General features: G+C 29.7%; 12 protein-coding genes and 1 pseudogene. 8 read left to right on the forward strand and 5 right to left on the reverse strand.

The window, feature by feature from the left end:
* From Q0V08_RS05760 to asrA, 3 genes and pseudogenes are all read right to left on the reverse strand, one after another.
* Positions 1–480: pseudogene (locus Q0V08_RS05760) on the reverse strand (sulfite reductase subunit C); the annotation flags it as partial.
* 13 nt (positions 481–493) lie between these two features.
* Complete coding sequence (gene asrB, locus Q0V08_RS05765; protein ID WP_297432891.1) at positions 494–1,303, reverse strand: anaerobic sulfite reductase subunit AsrB; 810 nt, start codon at positions 1,301–1,303, stop codon at positions 494–496.
* A complete protein-coding gene (gene asrA / locus Q0V08_RS05770; RefSeq protein WP_023051768.1) occupies positions 1,303–2,340 on the reverse strand; it encodes an anaerobic sulfite reductase subunit AsrA in 1,038 nt (345 codons plus the stop codon). Before asrA ends, asrB begins: the two co-directional genes overlap by 1 nt.
* A 343-nt stretch (positions 2,341–2,683) precedes the next feature.
* Here asrA and Q0V08_RS05775 point away from each other — a divergent pair, with 343 nt between their 5' ends.
* Entirely contained in the window at positions 2,684–3,556 is an 873-nt protein-coding gene (locus tag Q0V08_RS05775) for an RluA family pseudouridine synthase (protein ID WP_297432893.1), read from the forward strand.
* A 58-nt stretch (positions 3,557–3,614) separates the two neighbouring features.
* Here the strand turns inward: Q0V08_RS05775 and Q0V08_RS05780 are convergent, their stop codons facing one another.
* The gene (locus Q0V08_RS05780; RefSeq protein ID WP_297432896.1) at positions 3,615–4,886 is read right to left on the reverse strand and encodes a dicarboxylate/amino acid:cation symporter; all 1,272 of its coding nucleotides are present in this window, start codon (positions 4,884–4,886) and stop codon (positions 3,615–3,617) included.
* Positions 4,887–5,090: 204 nt separating this feature from the next.
* Here Q0V08_RS05780 and Q0V08_RS05785 point away from each other — a divergent pair, with 204 nt between their 5' ends.
* From Q0V08_RS05785 to Q0V08_RS05810, 6 genes are all read left to right on the forward strand, one after another.
* A complete protein-coding gene (locus Q0V08_RS05785; protein WP_297432898.1) occupies positions 5,091–6,053 on the forward strand; it encodes an aromatic acid exporter family protein in 963 nt (320 codons plus the stop codon).
* Positions 6,054–6,129: 76 nt separating this feature from the next.
* Complete coding sequence (locus Q0V08_RS05790) at positions 6,130–8,385, forward strand: Orn/Lys/Arg decarboxylase N-terminal domain-containing protein (RefSeq protein WP_297432900.1); 2,256 nt, start codon at positions 6,130–6,132, stop codon at positions 8,383–8,385.
* A 19-nt stretch (positions 8,386–8,404) separates the two neighbouring features.
* Positions 8,405–9,868 carry a basic amino acid/polyamine antiporter gene (locus Q0V08_RS05795; RefSeq protein ID WP_297432902.1) on the forward strand — a complete coding sequence of 488 codons (1,464 nt, stop codon included), beginning with the start codon at positions 8,405–8,407 and terminating at the stop codon, positions 9,866–9,868.
* Between the two features lie 18 nt (positions 9,869–9,886).
* Positions 9,887–10,810, forward strand: a complete 924-nt coding sequence (gene ctlX / locus Q0V08_RS05800; protein WP_297432903.1) for a citrulline utilization hydrolase CtlX — start codon at positions 9,887–9,889, stop codon at positions 10,808–10,810.
* An 18-nt stretch (positions 10,811–10,828) separates the two neighbouring features.
* A complete protein-coding gene (gene hdcA / locus Q0V08_RS05805) occupies positions 10,829–11,707 on the forward strand; it encodes a histidine decarboxylase, pyruvoyl type (protein WP_023051775.1) in 879 nt (292 codons plus the stop codon).
* A gap of 30 nt (positions 11,708–11,737) precedes the next feature.
* Positions 11,738–13,123, forward strand: coding sequence for a basic amino acid/polyamine antiporter (locus tag Q0V08_RS05810; protein ID WP_297432907.1), 1,386 nt, complete (start codon positions 11,738–11,740; stop codon positions 13,121–13,123).
* A 35-nt stretch (positions 13,124–13,158) separates the two neighbouring features.
* Here Q0V08_RS05810 and Q0V08_RS05815 read toward each other — a convergent pair whose 3' ends face one another.
* Entirely contained in the window at positions 13,159–15,237 is a 2,079-nt protein-coding gene (locus Q0V08_RS05815) for an HD domain-containing phosphohydrolase (RefSeq protein WP_297432909.1), read from the reverse strand.
* A gap of 258 nt (positions 15,238–15,495) precedes the next feature.
* On the opposite strand from Q0V08_RS05815, the gene Q0V08_RS05820 reads away from it, so the two are divergent.
* Positions 15,496–16,158: type I glyceraldehyde-3-phosphate dehydrogenase (locus Q0V08_RS05820; protein WP_297432911.1), on the forward strand; the 663-nt coding region annotated here is incomplete at its 3' end.

A 16,158-nucleotide genomic window follows, 5' to 3' on the forward strand; every position in this document is an offset into this window, starting at 1 on the left:
GTGAGCTTTAGCACAGTCATTTGGACATCCAGCTATAGCCATTTTTATATGATAGTGACTTGGGAAAATTTTCTTCTCAAGTTTTCTAGCTAGCTCCCAAGTATTGATATTAGCTTTTACACAGTGAGAGTTTCCAATACATGCCATGATGTTTCTAGCTCCGATAGTAGGATATCCAGCTTTGTTAACTTCCATCTCAGCTCCACACATCTCTACATCTACTTCTTTTATATAATCTTCTAAATATGCATTTACTGCATCTACATTTTCAAACTTTATTCCAGGAGCGTTAAGAGTTTGTCTCATACCCATGTGGAATGTTCCATCTCCCCATCTCTCTGCAATCTCTTGTATTACTTTTAAATATTTAGCTTCAATTAATCCACCTGGCACACGAAGTTGGATCATGAACTCTCCAGGTACTTTTGATTGACGGAAGCAGTTTAATTTTAGTTTAGTTATATTAATATCGTGATTCACTTATTTTACCCCCTTAGTCGATTAGATATTTAGCTTGAGAATAGTTGAATACTGGTCCTTCTAGACATACGTAAACTTCGTCGATTCTACAGTGACCACATTTTCCAATTGCACATGACATCTTTCTTTCAAAAGAAACCCAAATTTTATCAGCTGGAACTCCTAGCTTTTCAAATTCAATAGCTGTATATTTCATCATATTAGGTGGTCCAACAATTACAACCTCTAAATCATCAAAATTATCTGATACCATTTTTAAATGAGGTACATACTCTGTTACAAGTCCTACGCACTCACCATCTAATCCACATCCTTTATCTACAGTTAATACCATTGGATGCTTTTTTCTCCAATTGATAATTTCATCTCTAAATAATATTGATGCGTCATCTTTAAATCCAAATAACAGTTCCATTGATTGAACTTCCTCTGGATTTCTATAAATATGATTAATTAAAGATCTTACTGGAGCTAGTCCAGATCCTCCTGTAACTATAACTACTTTTTTATTTTTTATATCAATTGCATCAAACCCTTTTCCATAAGGTCCTCTCATTGGTAATAAATCTCCTGCATGTAGATTAAAAATCTCATCAGTTACTATTCCGACTTTTCTAATTAAGAACTCTACCCATCCCTCTGCAGCTGAGAAATCAGTAACAGAGATTGGACACTCTCCTACTTTTGGTAAAGACAACTGCATAAATTGTCCAAACTTTACGTTTCCTGCCTCTGGATATTCAACTCTAAATAGGTATTCTATATCAGTAACTTTTTTTACATCTAAAAGTCTATATGGCGTTGGCATTATTAAATTTTCCATTACTTATTACCTCCATTTAGTTTATCAACTTCTGCAGCTAATTTGTTTACAGTAGTCGAGAAAGATATAAACACTGGACACTTATCATCACATCTTCCACATCCAACACACATATGATGCTCTTTAAATCTCTTTTTGTGATCGTGGATTTTATGCATAACTTTAAATCTCATTCTGTCTCCACCTGTTTTTCTAAACGAGTGATTTCCAGCCATATCTGTATATCCATCAACGTGGCAAGAAGCATTTATTCTTCTTCTTTCTCCTGCATTTGTATCAGAACTGTAGTTCATATCGTAAGTTGTGAAACAAGTACATGTAGAACATGATACAGTACAACTACCACACATTAAACATCTCTTATCAAACTCTTTCCACATTTCTAATGATTTTACAGCGATTTGAGTTTCTTTATCATTTATTTCTGGTATTCTAACAACTCTTTCATTTTCTACAACTGGAGTTACTAGGAAATCAATTTCATCATTTCCTGCAAAGTAAGAGTTAAATGCGTCATCTTTAGTTTCTACTAAAACTTCTTCACCATTAAATTTTACTCCAAATGCATACTCGTCTGCTGATCCAGTACCCATTGAAGCACAGAAGCAAGTATCCCAACCTTTTGCTGGACACTCCATTAATATAAACTTTGTTTTCTCTCTCATTCTCTTATAGTATGAATCTTCGAATCCACCATTTTTTAAGAAGATATCATCGTATCTTTTTATTGAGTGAATATCACAAGCTCTTGCAAATACAAGCATTGGTCTATCGTCAACAACTTTTGACTCTCTATAGTCTGCATCTGTAAAATATAAAACTGTTTCTGTTATAGGGCTTAATGCTTCCTTTGCTGCGTAATCAGATTTCTCATCATGTACAATCTCATCTGCCGAATAAACTCTATCATATCTCACAATGTCTGTGTCTGAATATCTTCCCTGTTTAGGAAATCTTTTTGGAGCATAAATCTTATACTCTTTACTAAGATTTTTTAACAAGCTATCAAAATTTTCTGCTGTTATTTTGTATCCCATTCTTACTTTGCCTCCCTGTTATTTGAATTTTTATTCAATTCATTATGTGTTTATATTACAACCTTTATGTTTTTTTGTAAACCATTAATTGCTGTTTTTTATTATTTGGTTAAATTTGAATTTTTAGTCGAAAAGTATTTGGGCAGACTTTAATTTCTTTATTTTTTTACTAAAGTTTTCACTTTTGAATTCCCTTTCAAAACCTAATTTCATACAACACTAGTATACTTATACACTAGTGTTGAAACGATCATTTTTTTGTCACTTTAAAATCAAAAGATTGTTTTTTTCTGAATTTCATTATAAAATATTAAAAAATAATATAAATTTTAAAGGTGGAAATATGAAAAAATTTGTTGTTGAACCTGAATTTCACAATATGAAAATTTCTCAATACCTTAGAGAAAAAGGATATTCTGGAAGAGGTATTAGAAATGTTGAAGTATATTTAAATGGAAAAAGAACAAAAACTACAAAGCAAGTTAAAAAAAATGCAAGACTTTTAGTTAAAGAAAAAGAAAAAGAAGTTGGAATTAAATCTATTCAAATGGATCTAAAAATAATATACGAAGATAAAAATCTACTTATTATTGATAAAGATCCGTACTTAGTTGTTCATCCAACTACTAAAAAAACAGATTTGACCTTAGCTAACGGTGTTGTTCACTACCTTCAAGAACAAACTGGAAAAGTTCAACCTCCTAGATTTTTTAATCGTTTAGATATGAATACCTCTGGATTAATTGTTGTAGCTAAAAATGCTTATACTCAAGCTTTTTTACAAAGTGATAAAGAGAAAGTTTCAAAATTTTATCAAGCTATTGTTAAAGGTATTGTTAAAGAGGATGAAATGATGATTGAAATTCCTATTGGTAAAGAAGGAGATGAACTTAGACGTAAAGAGATGACTCCTGAAAATGGTGGTCAAACTGCTAAAACCTATATGAAAGTTTTAGAACGTTTTCCTAATGAAGACTTAACTTTAATTGAATTAAAACTTTTCACTGGTAGAACCCACCAAATACGTGCTCATATGTCTTTAGTAGGTTATCCAATTTTAGGAGATGAACTTTATGGCGGTGATGATATTAGAGCTAAAAGACAGCTTCTTCATGCATTTAAATTAATTTTCACTGATGTTGAAAGCGGTGAAAAAGTCCAAGTTGAAGCACCTTTACCAGAAGATTTTAAAGAGATTCTTCATATAGCAAACTAATTTAAAACTATAATAAATAAAAAAGATACCTTTAATAGGTATCTTTTTTATTTTAGCATTAAGCTAATGTATTTTTTTTAACTGGTGTAGCTACCTCTTCTCCCTTTAATTCCCCCTCTGTTCTCGCTACAATCAGTGTACAAACTGCGTCTCCTGTTATATTAACAGTTGTTCTAAACATATCTACAAATCTATCTATTCCCATTACAAGAGCCATACCTTCTAAAGGTAATCCAACTTGCTGTAATACCATTCCTAGCATTATTACTCCAACTCCTGGAACTCCTGCAGTACCTATTGAAGCTAATGTAGCTGTTATTATCACTGTTACAAAATCTCCCATTGTTAAATTAACTCCGTAAATTTGAGCTATAAATATTGTTGCAACACCCTGCATTATTGCTGTTCCATCCATATTTATTGTACTCCCCAAAGGAAGGGTAAATGAAGATATTGTTTTAGATACTCCGAACTCATCTTGCATTGTTTCCATAGAAGCTGGCAATGCTGCACTACTCGAAGATGTTGAAAAAGCTACCATCATTGGTCCTGAAAATTTCTTTAAAAACTTAATTGGATTATATTTAGCTACAAAAATCAATAAGCTTTGATAAGTTATTAAATAATGTAATAATAGAACAACAATTACACCTATAAAGTATTTTAATAAAGGTAACATTGCTGCATATCCTAGTGTTGCAAATGTTTTTCCAATTAAACCATATACTCCAAATGGAGCTAATTGCATTATAATCTCAACTAGTTTTAAAACTAAATTATTTAACTCTTCCATACCTTTTCTAACTGTAGAAACCTTATCTCCTAGTATAGCCATACCAACACCACATAAAATTGCAAATACTATTATCTGAAGCATATCTCCTTTAGCTAAAGCTTCTATTGGATTTATTGGTATCATACCTAATAATATATCTACAAATGGTTTTGTTTCGTTCACTGAAACATTACTTGTTGCAATTTGAGATAAAACAACACCTTTTCCTGGATTTATTAGAGATCCTACTCCTAAAGCTAAAGTTATTGCTACTGCTGTAGTCCCTAGATAAAATACTAAAGTTTTCACTCCTACTCTTCCTAATTTTTTTATATCTTCAACACCTGCTGCTCCTACAGTTAAAGAACAAAAAACTAATGGAACCACTATCATTCTTATTGCTCTTATAAATCCTGTTCCTAAGAAGTTAAAGAAAAAGTCTATTATATATTTTTTTACTATTAAATCGTTTCTAAACGGATACAATATCAACCCACTTATAACACCTAAAATTAATGATATAAAAATCTTATTCGTTAAACTCAACTTTTTCATTTCACTTCACTCCTTATAAATATCTTGTTTTTACAAAATGAATTATATATTTAAAAATCAAAAAAATCAAGAAAAAAATAAATTATTTTTTCTAAATGTTTTTTTTTGAAAATATATTTTTAATTTTAAAACGGTAAAGGATTTTTTATTTTTCCATTGAATAATCTTTAAAACAAACCACTCTTATTCTGTGGAGGATTTTTTATGATATTTGATAAACTAAGCACTTATGATAAACATAAAGTTTTTAAAAATATGATTGGTCCCTACGCAGCTGTTCTTATTGCTCAATACTTTTCTTTAGAATATCAATACTCCGCTGCTACAATCTGTATTTTAAGTTTAGAAAGTACTCGAAAAGCCTCTTTAAGAAGTTCTTTTGAAAGAGTTCTTGCTGCTTCTTTTGGCTTGGTTTTATCTGCTACTATCATTAAATTTTTTAAGTTTAATCCTATTTCTTTAGTTGTATTTACAGCTATTTTCATGCCTCTTTGCATACGTTTCAACTTAATGCAGGGGTTTTTTACCAATATTGTTCTAGCTACACATTTTTTATTAGATGAAAATGTATCTTTAATCTTTGTTCTTGATCAATATCTTCTTTTATTAGTTGGAGTTCTTTGTGCTATTATCTCCAATTTATATATGCCTAGCCAAAATAATGAAATAGTCTCTCAATTGGAAAAAATTGATTCTATTATGAAAGATATTATTTTTGATTTTTCTAAAGCTCTAAAATATAAAGCAGTTTCTTTGAAGCAAGATGAACTTTTTGAAGAATTAAAAATCAATTTAGATGATTGTAAACAATTAGTTGAAATGGAAAAAGATAATCGATTATTTTTTAAAAAAGTTGATATTTCTAAAAATTATTCTTTAAAATTTTCAGAGTATGTAATCCTTTTAAAAATTAGAGAGTGTTTTAGCAAAATTTCCACAGATACATCAATCACATCTGAATTGGCCATAATTTTAAGAGATTTAGCTATGTTAAACTCAAATAACTACACTTATAATATTCTTTTAAGTAAAATAAAACGTTCTGAAGATAGATTTAAAAAAGAGATTGATGAGAATAGCTTAAATATTGAGAATAAAGCAACTTACTTCTTGCTTATAGAAAATATTAAAGAACTTATAAAATTAAGAATAAAAAATATTTTTTAAAGGAAACCTATAAAACATTTTTAACAATATCGTGAGTTAAAATTTTTTTGTTCTACCAATTAAGGAGGTTTTTATTATGAAGTCTGTTGATTATTTAAATTGGTCTTTATTAGTTTTTCATGAATTAGATTCAACTTATGAATCTTCTAAACAATTAGACATTCTTTTAGAATCTTTCTCTACTTCTTTTGTTGATAACGAAATTGATTTTAAAAGAGTTTATACATCTAATAAAGCACTTGCTGGAGTTATTTTATATTCAAATGAAAATCTAGAAGAATTAGTTAAATTTGTTAGAAAAACAAATCCAAAAATCCCAATTGTTGTGTTAACAGAAAAAGATTCTTCAAATATTTCCTTACAAGTTTTAAATTCAATAAATCTTGTGATGAATATTTTTGAAGATACTATCTCTTTTCTAGCAGGTCAATTAGAATTAGAAATTCAAAGATATATTGATACTATTAAACCTATTTTCTTCGGTAAGTTAATGGATTATACTCAAAAATTTAAGTATCCTTGGCACACACCTGGTCACGCTGGCGGGCTTATGTTTATGACTAACCCAATTGGAAAAATGATGCTTGATTTTTATGGAGAAAATACATTAAGATCAGACCTTTCTATCTCTGTTCCTGAATTAGGTTCTCTTTTAGATGATGAAGGTCCTGTTAAAGATGCTGAGAGTAATTCAGCTAGAGTTTTCTCCGCTGATAAAACTTACTATATTTTAAATGGAACAAGTTCAGTTAATCAGGTAATTTGGAAAGGAAGAGTTACTAAAGATAATTTAGCTTTTGTTGATAGAAACTGTCATAAATCTCTAAATTATGGAATGGTTATAACAGAAGCTATTCCTATGTACATGATCCCTAGAAGAAATAGTCTTGGTATCATCGGTCCTGTTAAATTAAATGAATTTACAAAAGAGTATATTGAAGAGATGATTAAGAACAATCCTAAATTAACTGATGACCAGAAAAAACAAAAAATTAAAATGTCAGCATTAACAAATTCTACTTACGATGGTCTTTGTTATAACGTTAATAAAATAAAAGAAACTTTAAATAATAATGTTGAAAATTTACACTTTGATGAAGCTTGGTATGCCTATGCTAAGTTCCACCCAATATATAAAAATCACTATGCTATGACTGAATCTGATAACTTTATCGAGCATCCCCCAATTTTTGCATCTCACTCTACACATAAGTTATTAGGGGCGTTTTCTCAAGCTTCTATGCTTCATGTTAAAGATGGAACTAAAGATAAGGTTGATTTTGTAGTCTTTGATGAAGCATATTTAATGTATGGATCAACATCTCCACAATATAGTATGATTGCTTCTTTAGATGTATCTACTGCTATGATGGATTTTTCTGGTAAAGAACTGATGAATGAAACTATTTTAAATGCTATTCACTTTAGAAAAAGAATTGCTAAATTAAACAAAGAATATGCTAGTTTTAATCAGTGGTTTTTCTCTTTATGGCAACCAGAAAAAGTTTTATACAATGGTGTTTTAACAAATTTTGAAGATGTTCCAGATAAATATCTTTTAGAAAATCAAAATTGTTGGACTTTAGACACTGATAATAATTGGCATGGTTTCAATGACATTGAAAAAAATTATGTCATGTTAGATCCAATTAAATTAACACTAAAATGTCCTGGTTTAAAAGTAAATGGAGAATATGAAGATATTGGTATTCCTGCTTCCATTTTAAGTAACTATATCATTGATAAGGGAGTAGTAAATGAAAAAACAGATACGTACTCTCTTTTATTCCTTCACTCTATTGGAACTACTATAACAAAACAAGAAGCTCTTATTAAAGTTTTAATGGACTTTAAAAAAGATTTTGATAAGAACACTCCTCTTGTTGAGATATTTCCAGATTTAGTTAACTCTTATCCTGAGAAATACTCCAATAAAGGATTAAAAGATCATTGTTTAGATATGCATAAATATATTATCGAGTCAAAACTTCTAGAGCTTATGGATAAAGCATTTCAAATTATTCCTAAGCAAGAACTAACACCTGCTGAAGCTTCTAGAGAGGTATTTAGGGGAAATATTGAACATATGCCTATTAAAAATTGTATGAACAGAGTTGCTGGAGTTATTGTGGTTCCATATCCTCCAGGAATTCCAGTTTTAATGGGTGGAGAAAAAATTGATGAAACATCTAAACCTATTTTAGATTTCCTTTTAGCAAGAGAGGAGTTTGAAAGAGTTTTCCCTGGATATTTTAGTGATATTCATGGAGTTGAAGCATTTATTGACAATGATGGAATCAGAAGATTCCATACTATGGTTATAAAAAATTAATTTTTAAGGAGGGTTTAAAATGGCTGATGATAACAAAAAACTTGGTTTAGTAGCTCTTACTGCCGTTGTTATTAGTGCTATGATTGGTGGTGGTGTATTTAACTTACCTCAAAACATGGCTCAATCTGCTGGTGCTGGTGCTATTACTATTGCGTGGGTTATAACGGGTGTGGGAATGTGGTTTGTTGCTAATACATTTAGAATTTTAGCTGAAGCTAGACCTGATGCTACAACTGGAATTTATGCCTACGGTGAACTTGGATTTGGAAACTTCACTGGTTTCCTTATGGCTTGGGGTTATTGGATCTGTAACTGTTTTGCAAATATTGGTTATGCAGTTTTACTAATGGATTCCTTAGATTATTTCTTCCCAGGATATTTTACTGGTGGAAATAACTTTAACTCAGTTATTGGTGGTTCTTTAGTTATTTGGATTATTTACTTTATCGTTTTAGCTGGTGTAAAAGGAGCTACTTCATTAAATACAATTGGTACTATTGGTAAGCTAGTTCCAATAGTATTATTCCTACTTATTACAGCTTTTTTCTTTAAAGTTGGATTCTTTTTCACTAATTTTTGGGGTACAGATACAATCACTACTCTTTCTGATAAACCTCTTGGTAGTCTTTTAAGTCAAGTTAAGGGTACAATGCTCGTAACTCTTTGGGTATTTATCGGAATTGAAGGTGCTGTTGTTGTTTCAGATAGAGCAAAGGATCAAGCTGAAGTTGGTAAAGCTACTCTTTTAGGATTTTTAGGATGTTTAATTCTTTATGTTTTATTATCTTTACTTCCTCTTGGACACTATTCTCAAGGTCAACTTTCAAATATGGCAGCTCCTTCAACTGCAGCTGTTTTAGGTGGAGTTGTTGGACAATGGGGAGATTGGTTAATGAATATTGGAGTTATGATAGCTATATTAAGTTCTTGGCTTGTTTGGACTATTATGCTTGCAGAGTTACCATTTGCTGCAGCTAAAGGTAAAACATTCCCAAAAGCATTTGCTAAAGTAAATAAAAATGATTCTCCATCATTCTCTTTACTTATCTCTAGTATTATTATGCAGGTTACTATGATTGTAGTTTACTTCTCTAATAATGCATGGAATTTAATGTTGAGTATTACAGGAGTAATGGTTTTACCTTGTTATATTGTTTGTACTGCTTATCTATGGAAAATCGCAGCTAAAAATGATAACTATCCAACTAACATATTTGCTAGTAGAAAAAATGCTGAAATTACGGGACTTTTAGGAACTATTTACGGGTTATGGCTTGTTTATGCAGCTGGATTAAACTATATGCTTTTAGCAGCAGTTATCTATGCTATCGGTATTCCATTCTTTATGAAAGCTAGAAAAGAGTTTGATCCTAGTAATCCTGAATTTAGTAAAGAAGAAAGAGTTTTCTCTATAGTTTTATTCATATTAGGAATTTTAGGATTAATATATTTAATCATGAATTATAAAGCTTTATTAGGTTAATGAAAAGAGATGAGTATAATGAATAGTCAAATAACAAGTAAGGTTCTAATGATTAAACCTGTTAAGTTTTATTACAATGCACAAACTGCAGTTAATAATGCTTATCAAAAAAATCTTGAAGAAAATCCAGAACTTGTAGAAAAAAAAGCATTAGACGAGTTCGATGCTCTTGTTAATAAAATGAAAAATGTTGGAATTGAAGTGGACGTTATTCAAGATACGTCCACTCCATATACACCTGATAGTATTTTTCCAAATAACTGGTTTAGTTCTCATCAAAACAATACACTTATTGTTTATCCTATGTTTGCTGAAAATAGAAGATTAGAGAGAACAAAATTTCTTCCAAATTTAAAAAAGCTTTTTTTTAATGAAACTATAAACATTATAGATTTAACAGCTTTTGAAAAAGAGAGTAAATTTTTAGAAGGAACAGGAGCTTTAGTTTTAGATAGAATCAATAAAATTGCTTATTGCTCTCTTTCTCCTAGAGCAAATGAGGATGTTTTAAATGAGTTTTGTAAATTAAATAACTATAAACCATTAAAATTTCATTCTGCACAAAATTTTAACGGTGTCTCTACTCCTATTTATCACACTAACGTAATGATGGGAGTTACTGAAAATTTTGTTGTAGTTTGTTTAGAATCTATTTCTAATTTAAAAGAAAAAGAAGCTTTAAAAAACTCCATTTTGAATTCAAAAAAAGAGATTATTGATATCTCTCTTAATCAGGTTTTAAAATTTTGTGGGAATGTTTTAGAATTAAAGAACTCTCACGGAGAATGTTATACATTGATGTCTAAATCAGCCTTTGAAGGCTTTACAAAAGAACAAATAGATGTAATTAAAAAAAGTTCTGAAATTATCTACTCAGATATTTCTACCATTGAAACTTATGGTGGTGGGTCTGTAAGATGTATGATTGCTGAGCTTTTTTAAAATAAAGGAGGAACAAAAATGAAAATTGACAAAACTGCGATTAGCTTTTATGAGGATTATTGTGATGGATATGGAGCTCCTGGTTCAACTGGAAACGGATATGTTTCAGTTTTAAAAGTTTCTGTAGGAACAGTTCCTAAAACAGATGATATTTTAATAGATGGTATTGTAGCTTATGATAGAGCAGAGGTTAACGATGCTTATGTTGGTCAAATCAATATGTTAACTGCTTCGTCTTTTTGTGGTCTTGCTGGACAAGTTTGGGGATATGATTTAGCAAAACATGATTCAATTGCTGAAGACTCTAATCCAACAGTTTTAGAAGTACCTCAATTTGATGGTTCAATTTTAAAAGTTTATGATGCTAAACCTCTTTTAGAAGCTGGTGTGGAACTTTTTGGAACTGAATCTAAAAGAAGATTCACTCCTCTTCCTGGATCACATATGATTTGTGCTAACAAGGGAGTTACTGCATATAGACCTACAGAAAATAGAGAATTTAAAGAAAATGAAGGATATGGTGTTTGGTGTTTTATCGCTATATCAATAGCTAAAGATAGAGACAAAGATGCTAGTTTATTTATTGAAGATGCTGGAATCTGGACTGAAAATGATAATCCAGAAGATTTAAAAAAATTCTTAGAAGATCATAGAAAAGCTATCGTTTGGTCTGTTGTTGAATGTGGAAAAGATTCTCATGTTGCATATGATAGAACTTATGTAGGATTTGCTTATACTATCATGAAGCCAGGAGAAATCGGAACATCTTTAACTTGTGGACCATATGTTACTTTAGCTAGAAAAGCTGTTCCTGAAAAAGGATTTGGAGAGTTAAATAATCTAACTCTTTCTCAATGGCTAGATGTTCAAGGATTAGAGCCTATTGTAAAAAAATAGTTCTAAATATTTAGGGAGGTTTTGGCTATCATGGAAAAAAAGAACTCTTTGGGAATTTTCACACTATCAACGATTGTTGTTGGCTCTATGATTGGCGGTGGAATATTTAATATGCCTAAAAACATTGCTCAATCATCATCTGCTGGAGCAGCAATAATTGGATGGTTAATCTCTGGTATTGGAGTTCTTTTTTTAGCCAAAACCTTTCAAATCTTAGCTAGTGAAACTCCTGATGTAACTGATGGAATCTATAAATACGCTAAAGAAGGGTTTGGAACTTTTTCAGGTTTTCATTCTGCTTGGGGGTATTGGATTTCAAATGTTATAAGTAATGCTAGTTATCCTGTTCTTTTGGTACAAACTTTAAATTATTTTTTTCCTAGTATTGGACCTATTAATAGTTTTAACGGTATTATTTTAGGAAGTATTTTAATTTGGATTGTTATTGGAACTGCCCTTGCTGGAGACGTTGGACTAAAACTTATAAATGTCTTAGCTACAATAGGTAAAGTTGTAGCTATTTTTTTAGGTATCGTTATATTGTATATTGGATTCACTCGACAAATATTTGTCAATGATTTCTGGGGTGGTTCATTTAATCATGCCACTATTTTTTCTCAGGTAAAAGGTTGTATGTTACAAACCTTATGGGCTTTTATAGGAATAGAAGGTGCTGTCGTCATTTCTGATAAAGCTTCAGATATTAAACTAGTTGGCAGAGCTACTATGATTGGATATTTTATATCTTTATTTTTGTATGTTTTTATTGTACTTTTAAGTTATGGTGTTTTAACTGATGCTGAATTAGCTGCACTTAAAGATCCTGCTTTATCTTATATTATTGAGGCTGTTATTGGTCCTGTTGGAGCTACCTTAGTTAATATAGCTGTTTTAATATCTGTTGGTGGTGCATGGCTTAGTTGGACTTTTTTAACAGCAGAAATTCCATATAATGTAGCTTTAGATGGTCTTTTTCCTAATTTTCTAAAAAAAGTAAACAAAAATGATGCCTGTTCTGGAGCTCTTTTTACAAATGGTATTTTAAAACAGGTTATATTTTTTCTTTCATTATCTGCTCAAAATGCATATCTTGTTATTACTAACTCTGCATCATGTATGATTCTTATTCCATATATTTTTTCATCATTATTTTTAATGAAAATTGCGATTAAACATGCTCATAAAAAATGTTTATACTGGGGTATAGGTGGAGTTGTTTATGGAGTTTGGATGATTTATTCATCTGGATTAAGTTATGTATTTCAATCATTAACCATTTATTCTTTAGGTACAATCTATTTTTTATTTGATACCAAAAGAAAAACAGGATATTTTTTTCAAGATATTAAAGAGAAACTTATAGCTTTTATAATTTTAGTTTTAGGTTTTATTTCTTTTTACAATATAATATCTTAAATAAAAAAGAGAGTCGATACAAACTCTCTCTTTTATTATATATTTGAATTAAATAATCTTTCAAATTTAAACTCATTTTCTAAAAATACTTTCACTATATTTGGATCAAAACTTTTTCCACTTTCATTTTTAATTATCTCTATAGCTTTTTCATGAGTAAATCCGTCTTTATAAATTCTTTTTTGTCTTAATGCATCATATACATCTACAACTGATACAATTCGCGCTTCTAATGGTATTTCTAATCCTTTTAAACCACGTGGATAGCCACTACCATTCCACTTTTCATGATGATATCTCGCTATATTTTCAGCCATTATACTTACACCTGATTTTTTAATAATTTCATATCCTATTTCAGGATGCTCTTTTATTGTTTTAAACTCTTCTTCAGTCAATTTTCCTGGTTTTTTTAGTATACTTCTATCTATACCAATTTTCCCAACATCATGAAGTGATGCAACTTTCCCTATTTCTTCATAGAACTTTTTGCTACAACCTAATTTATTAGCTAAAAGTTCCGAATATAAATTTAATCTTTTTATATGATTTCCTGTTTCTAAATCATTAAATTGATTTACTGCTTCTAAAGATGAAACTAAAGATAACATTAAGTCTTCATATTTTCTTTTTTCTACTAAATTTTTTCTTCCTTTATACAATAAAATAAAGCTAATAAACAAAATTCCCATTGAAAATATAAGAACCTTTTTAGATTTATCTGTTTCATAGCTATTCTTTTCTAAATAAATATTTTTACTCATATTTTCATTTAAAAAACTAGCCGAAATATCTTTTAAAGCTTCATAAAGTTCCTTTTGATCTCTATTTACAACCATTGAAACATCATACTTTTTATCTAAAATACCTGCAATTTTTATCTCTTTATCATAACCAGTATTATATAGTTTATTAATCAATGTCTTATAATCGCCAATACTATAGTCCGCCTCTTTTTTTCTTACTTTCTCTATTGTTTCATCCATATCCTTAGCATAGATAAAATTTTCTTCTTTTAAAAATTTTCTTAAGTAATCCATATAATATGAATTTTCTACAACTGCAAATCTTTTTTTTCTTGCTTCCACTAAATTATTTATAAAGCCCTCTTCTTTTCTATTAAAAATAACAGGTGTTAGTGTGTAATATGGATTTGTATAATTTTCATTGTCTCTTATACTACTTTCTGTTGTTGAAGCAACTGTTATATCACTATTTTTCCAATCTTCCTCTTTTGAATAAAATATTTTTTTTACTTGAATACCTAAAACTTCTCCTACATCTTTTAAATACTCAATGGCTAGTCCTTTTTCTTCTCCATCCTCTATATAATAAAGAGGATAATTAGTTTTTTCTGTTGGAAAAACTACATCTATTGATTTTTCTTTTAAATTCACATATCTATCTTTGAATTTATCCTTGTAGTATTCTCTTCTAGAATCACTTATCATATTTTTTAATGTTTCTGGTGAAATCTCTTCAAAATATCTCTTTAAATCTTTATAAAGTTTTTTTTCACTTTTTGGGACTGCTAGTGTTGTTACCATAATAGGGATTCTATTTAACTCTATTTTACTTAAGTTATCTTTAAATCCATATTGATTATCTGCTACAAATCCATCGATCTCTCCATCTTTGAGCATTTGTAGTCCTTTTTCACGAGTTTCTATATCTATTATGTCACTGTATAAAAAATCATACTTCTCTAAAAATTCTTTATCTAAATATGTTCCTTTAATAACTCCAACTCTTTTTTTATAAAAATTTGTAATATCTATAAAGTTATTATTTAAAAAATACATATTTGCTTTCAAATAAAAAAATGTGGGAATAAAATAATATTTTTCTCTTCTTTCTTCATTCTCTATTAAATCCATTATTAAAGTATCTTTACCTTTTTCCATATCTAAGATCAGATTTGTATCTAATTCTCTTAAATTTAAGTTTATTTTCTTTTTTTTATTAATGTCCTCAAATATTTTTGGATATAATCCTTTATATTCATTTTTTTCTTTATAGAAGAAAAAACTATTTTCATTTTCTAATAAAACTACATGCTCTTTTCCCATTAAAGTTGTACATAATAAAAAAGAAAAGAGTAGAAATTTTAGCATGTGTTCGATCTCCCCCTAACTTATTTTTTTTAATTATACTATAATTTTAATGAAAAAGTAATCATAAAAAGATTAATTTTAGTTCCCATGAATAAATTGACAAATTAACCAAGATAATATATCATTAAGACATAAACAAAAGCATTTTAGAAAAAAAGAAAAAAGGAAATACAGATTTATCTTGTATTCTCTAGAAGATGTACAAATATTTATCGAACTTAATTTAAAAAAAAATATAAATTTTTAGGAGGTTTCCAAATGGCAGTTAAAGTAGCGATTAATGGATTCGGAAGAATTGGAAGATTAGCATTAAGATTAATGATGAACAACCCTGAGTTTGAGGTAGTAGCAATAAACGACTTAACAGACGCAAAAACTCTTGCTCACCTTTTCAAGTATGATTCAGCACAAGGTAGATTCAACGGAACTATCGAGGTTATCGAAGGAGGGTTCTCAGTTAACGGAAAAGAAATTAAAGTTTTAGCTGATAGAGATCCTAAAAACTTACCATGGGGAGAATTAAACGTAGACGTTGTTCTTGAGTGTACTGGATTCTTCACTTCTCAAGAGAAAGCTGGACTTCACTTAGAAGCTGGAGCTAAAAAAGTTGTTATATCTGCACCTGCAACAGGAGATATCAAAACTGTAGTATTCAACGTAAACCACCAAATTTTAGATGGTACAGAGACAGTAATTTCTGGAGCTTCTTGTACAACTAACTGTTTAGCACCAATGGCTAACGTATTAAATAAAGAGTTTGGAGTTGTAGAAGGATTAATGACTACTATCCACGCTTATACAAATGACCAAAACACATTAGATGGACCACACGGTAAAGGAGATTTAAGAAGAGGTAGAGCTGCTGCTGCTAACATCGTTCCTAACACAACTGGAGCTGCAAAAGCAATCGGATTAGTAATC

It is taken from the genome of uncultured Cetobacterium sp. (assembly GCF_947038635.1).
GTDB lineage: Bacteria > Fusobacteriota > Fusobacteriia > Fusobacteriales > Fusobacteriaceae > Cetobacterium_A.

Bases quoted from the DNA above. Each gene is read 5' to 3' on its own strand.
- asrA (WP_023051768.1), bottom strand. From the start codon at position 2,340: ATGGGATACAAAATAACAGCAGAAAATTTTGATAGCTTGTTAAAAAAT.
- Q0V08_RS05780 (WP_297432896.1), bottom strand. From the start codon at position 4,886: ATGAAAAAGTTGAGTTTAACGAATAAGATTTTTATATCATTAATTTTA.
- Q0V08_RS05815 (WP_297432909.1), bottom strand. From the start codon at position 15,237: ATGCTAAAATTTCTACTCTTTTCTTTTTTATTATGTACAACTTTAATG.
- Q0V08_RS05795 (WP_297432902.1), top strand. From the start codon at position 8,405: ATGGCTGATGATAACAAAAAACTTGGTTTAGTAGCTCTTACTGCCGTT.
- asrB (WP_297432891.1), bottom strand. From the start codon at position 1,303: ATGGAAAATTTAATAATGCCAACGCCATATAGACTTTTAGATGTAAAA.
- Q0V08_RS05790 (WP_297432900.1), top strand. From the start codon at position 6,130: ATGAAGTCTGTTGATTATTTAAATTGGTCTTTATTAGTTTTTCATGAA.
- Q0V08_RS05785 (WP_297432898.1), top strand. From the start codon at position 5,091: ATGATATTTGATAAACTAAGCACTTATGATAAACATAAAGTTTTTAAA.
- Q0V08_RS05810 (WP_297432907.1), top strand. From the start codon at position 11,738: ATGGAAAAAAAGAACTCTTTGGGAATTTTCACACTATCAACGATTGTT.
- hdcA (WP_023051775.1), top strand. From the start codon at position 10,829: ATGAAAATTGACAAAACTGCGATTAGCTTTTATGAGGATTATTGTGAT.
- Q0V08_RS05775 (WP_297432893.1), top strand. From the start codon at position 2,684: ATGAAAAAATTTGTTGTTGAACCTGAATTTCACAATATGAAAATTTCT.
- ctlX (WP_297432903.1), top strand. From the start codon at position 9,887: ATGAATAGTCAAATAACAAGTAAGGTTCTAATGATTAAACCTGTTAAG.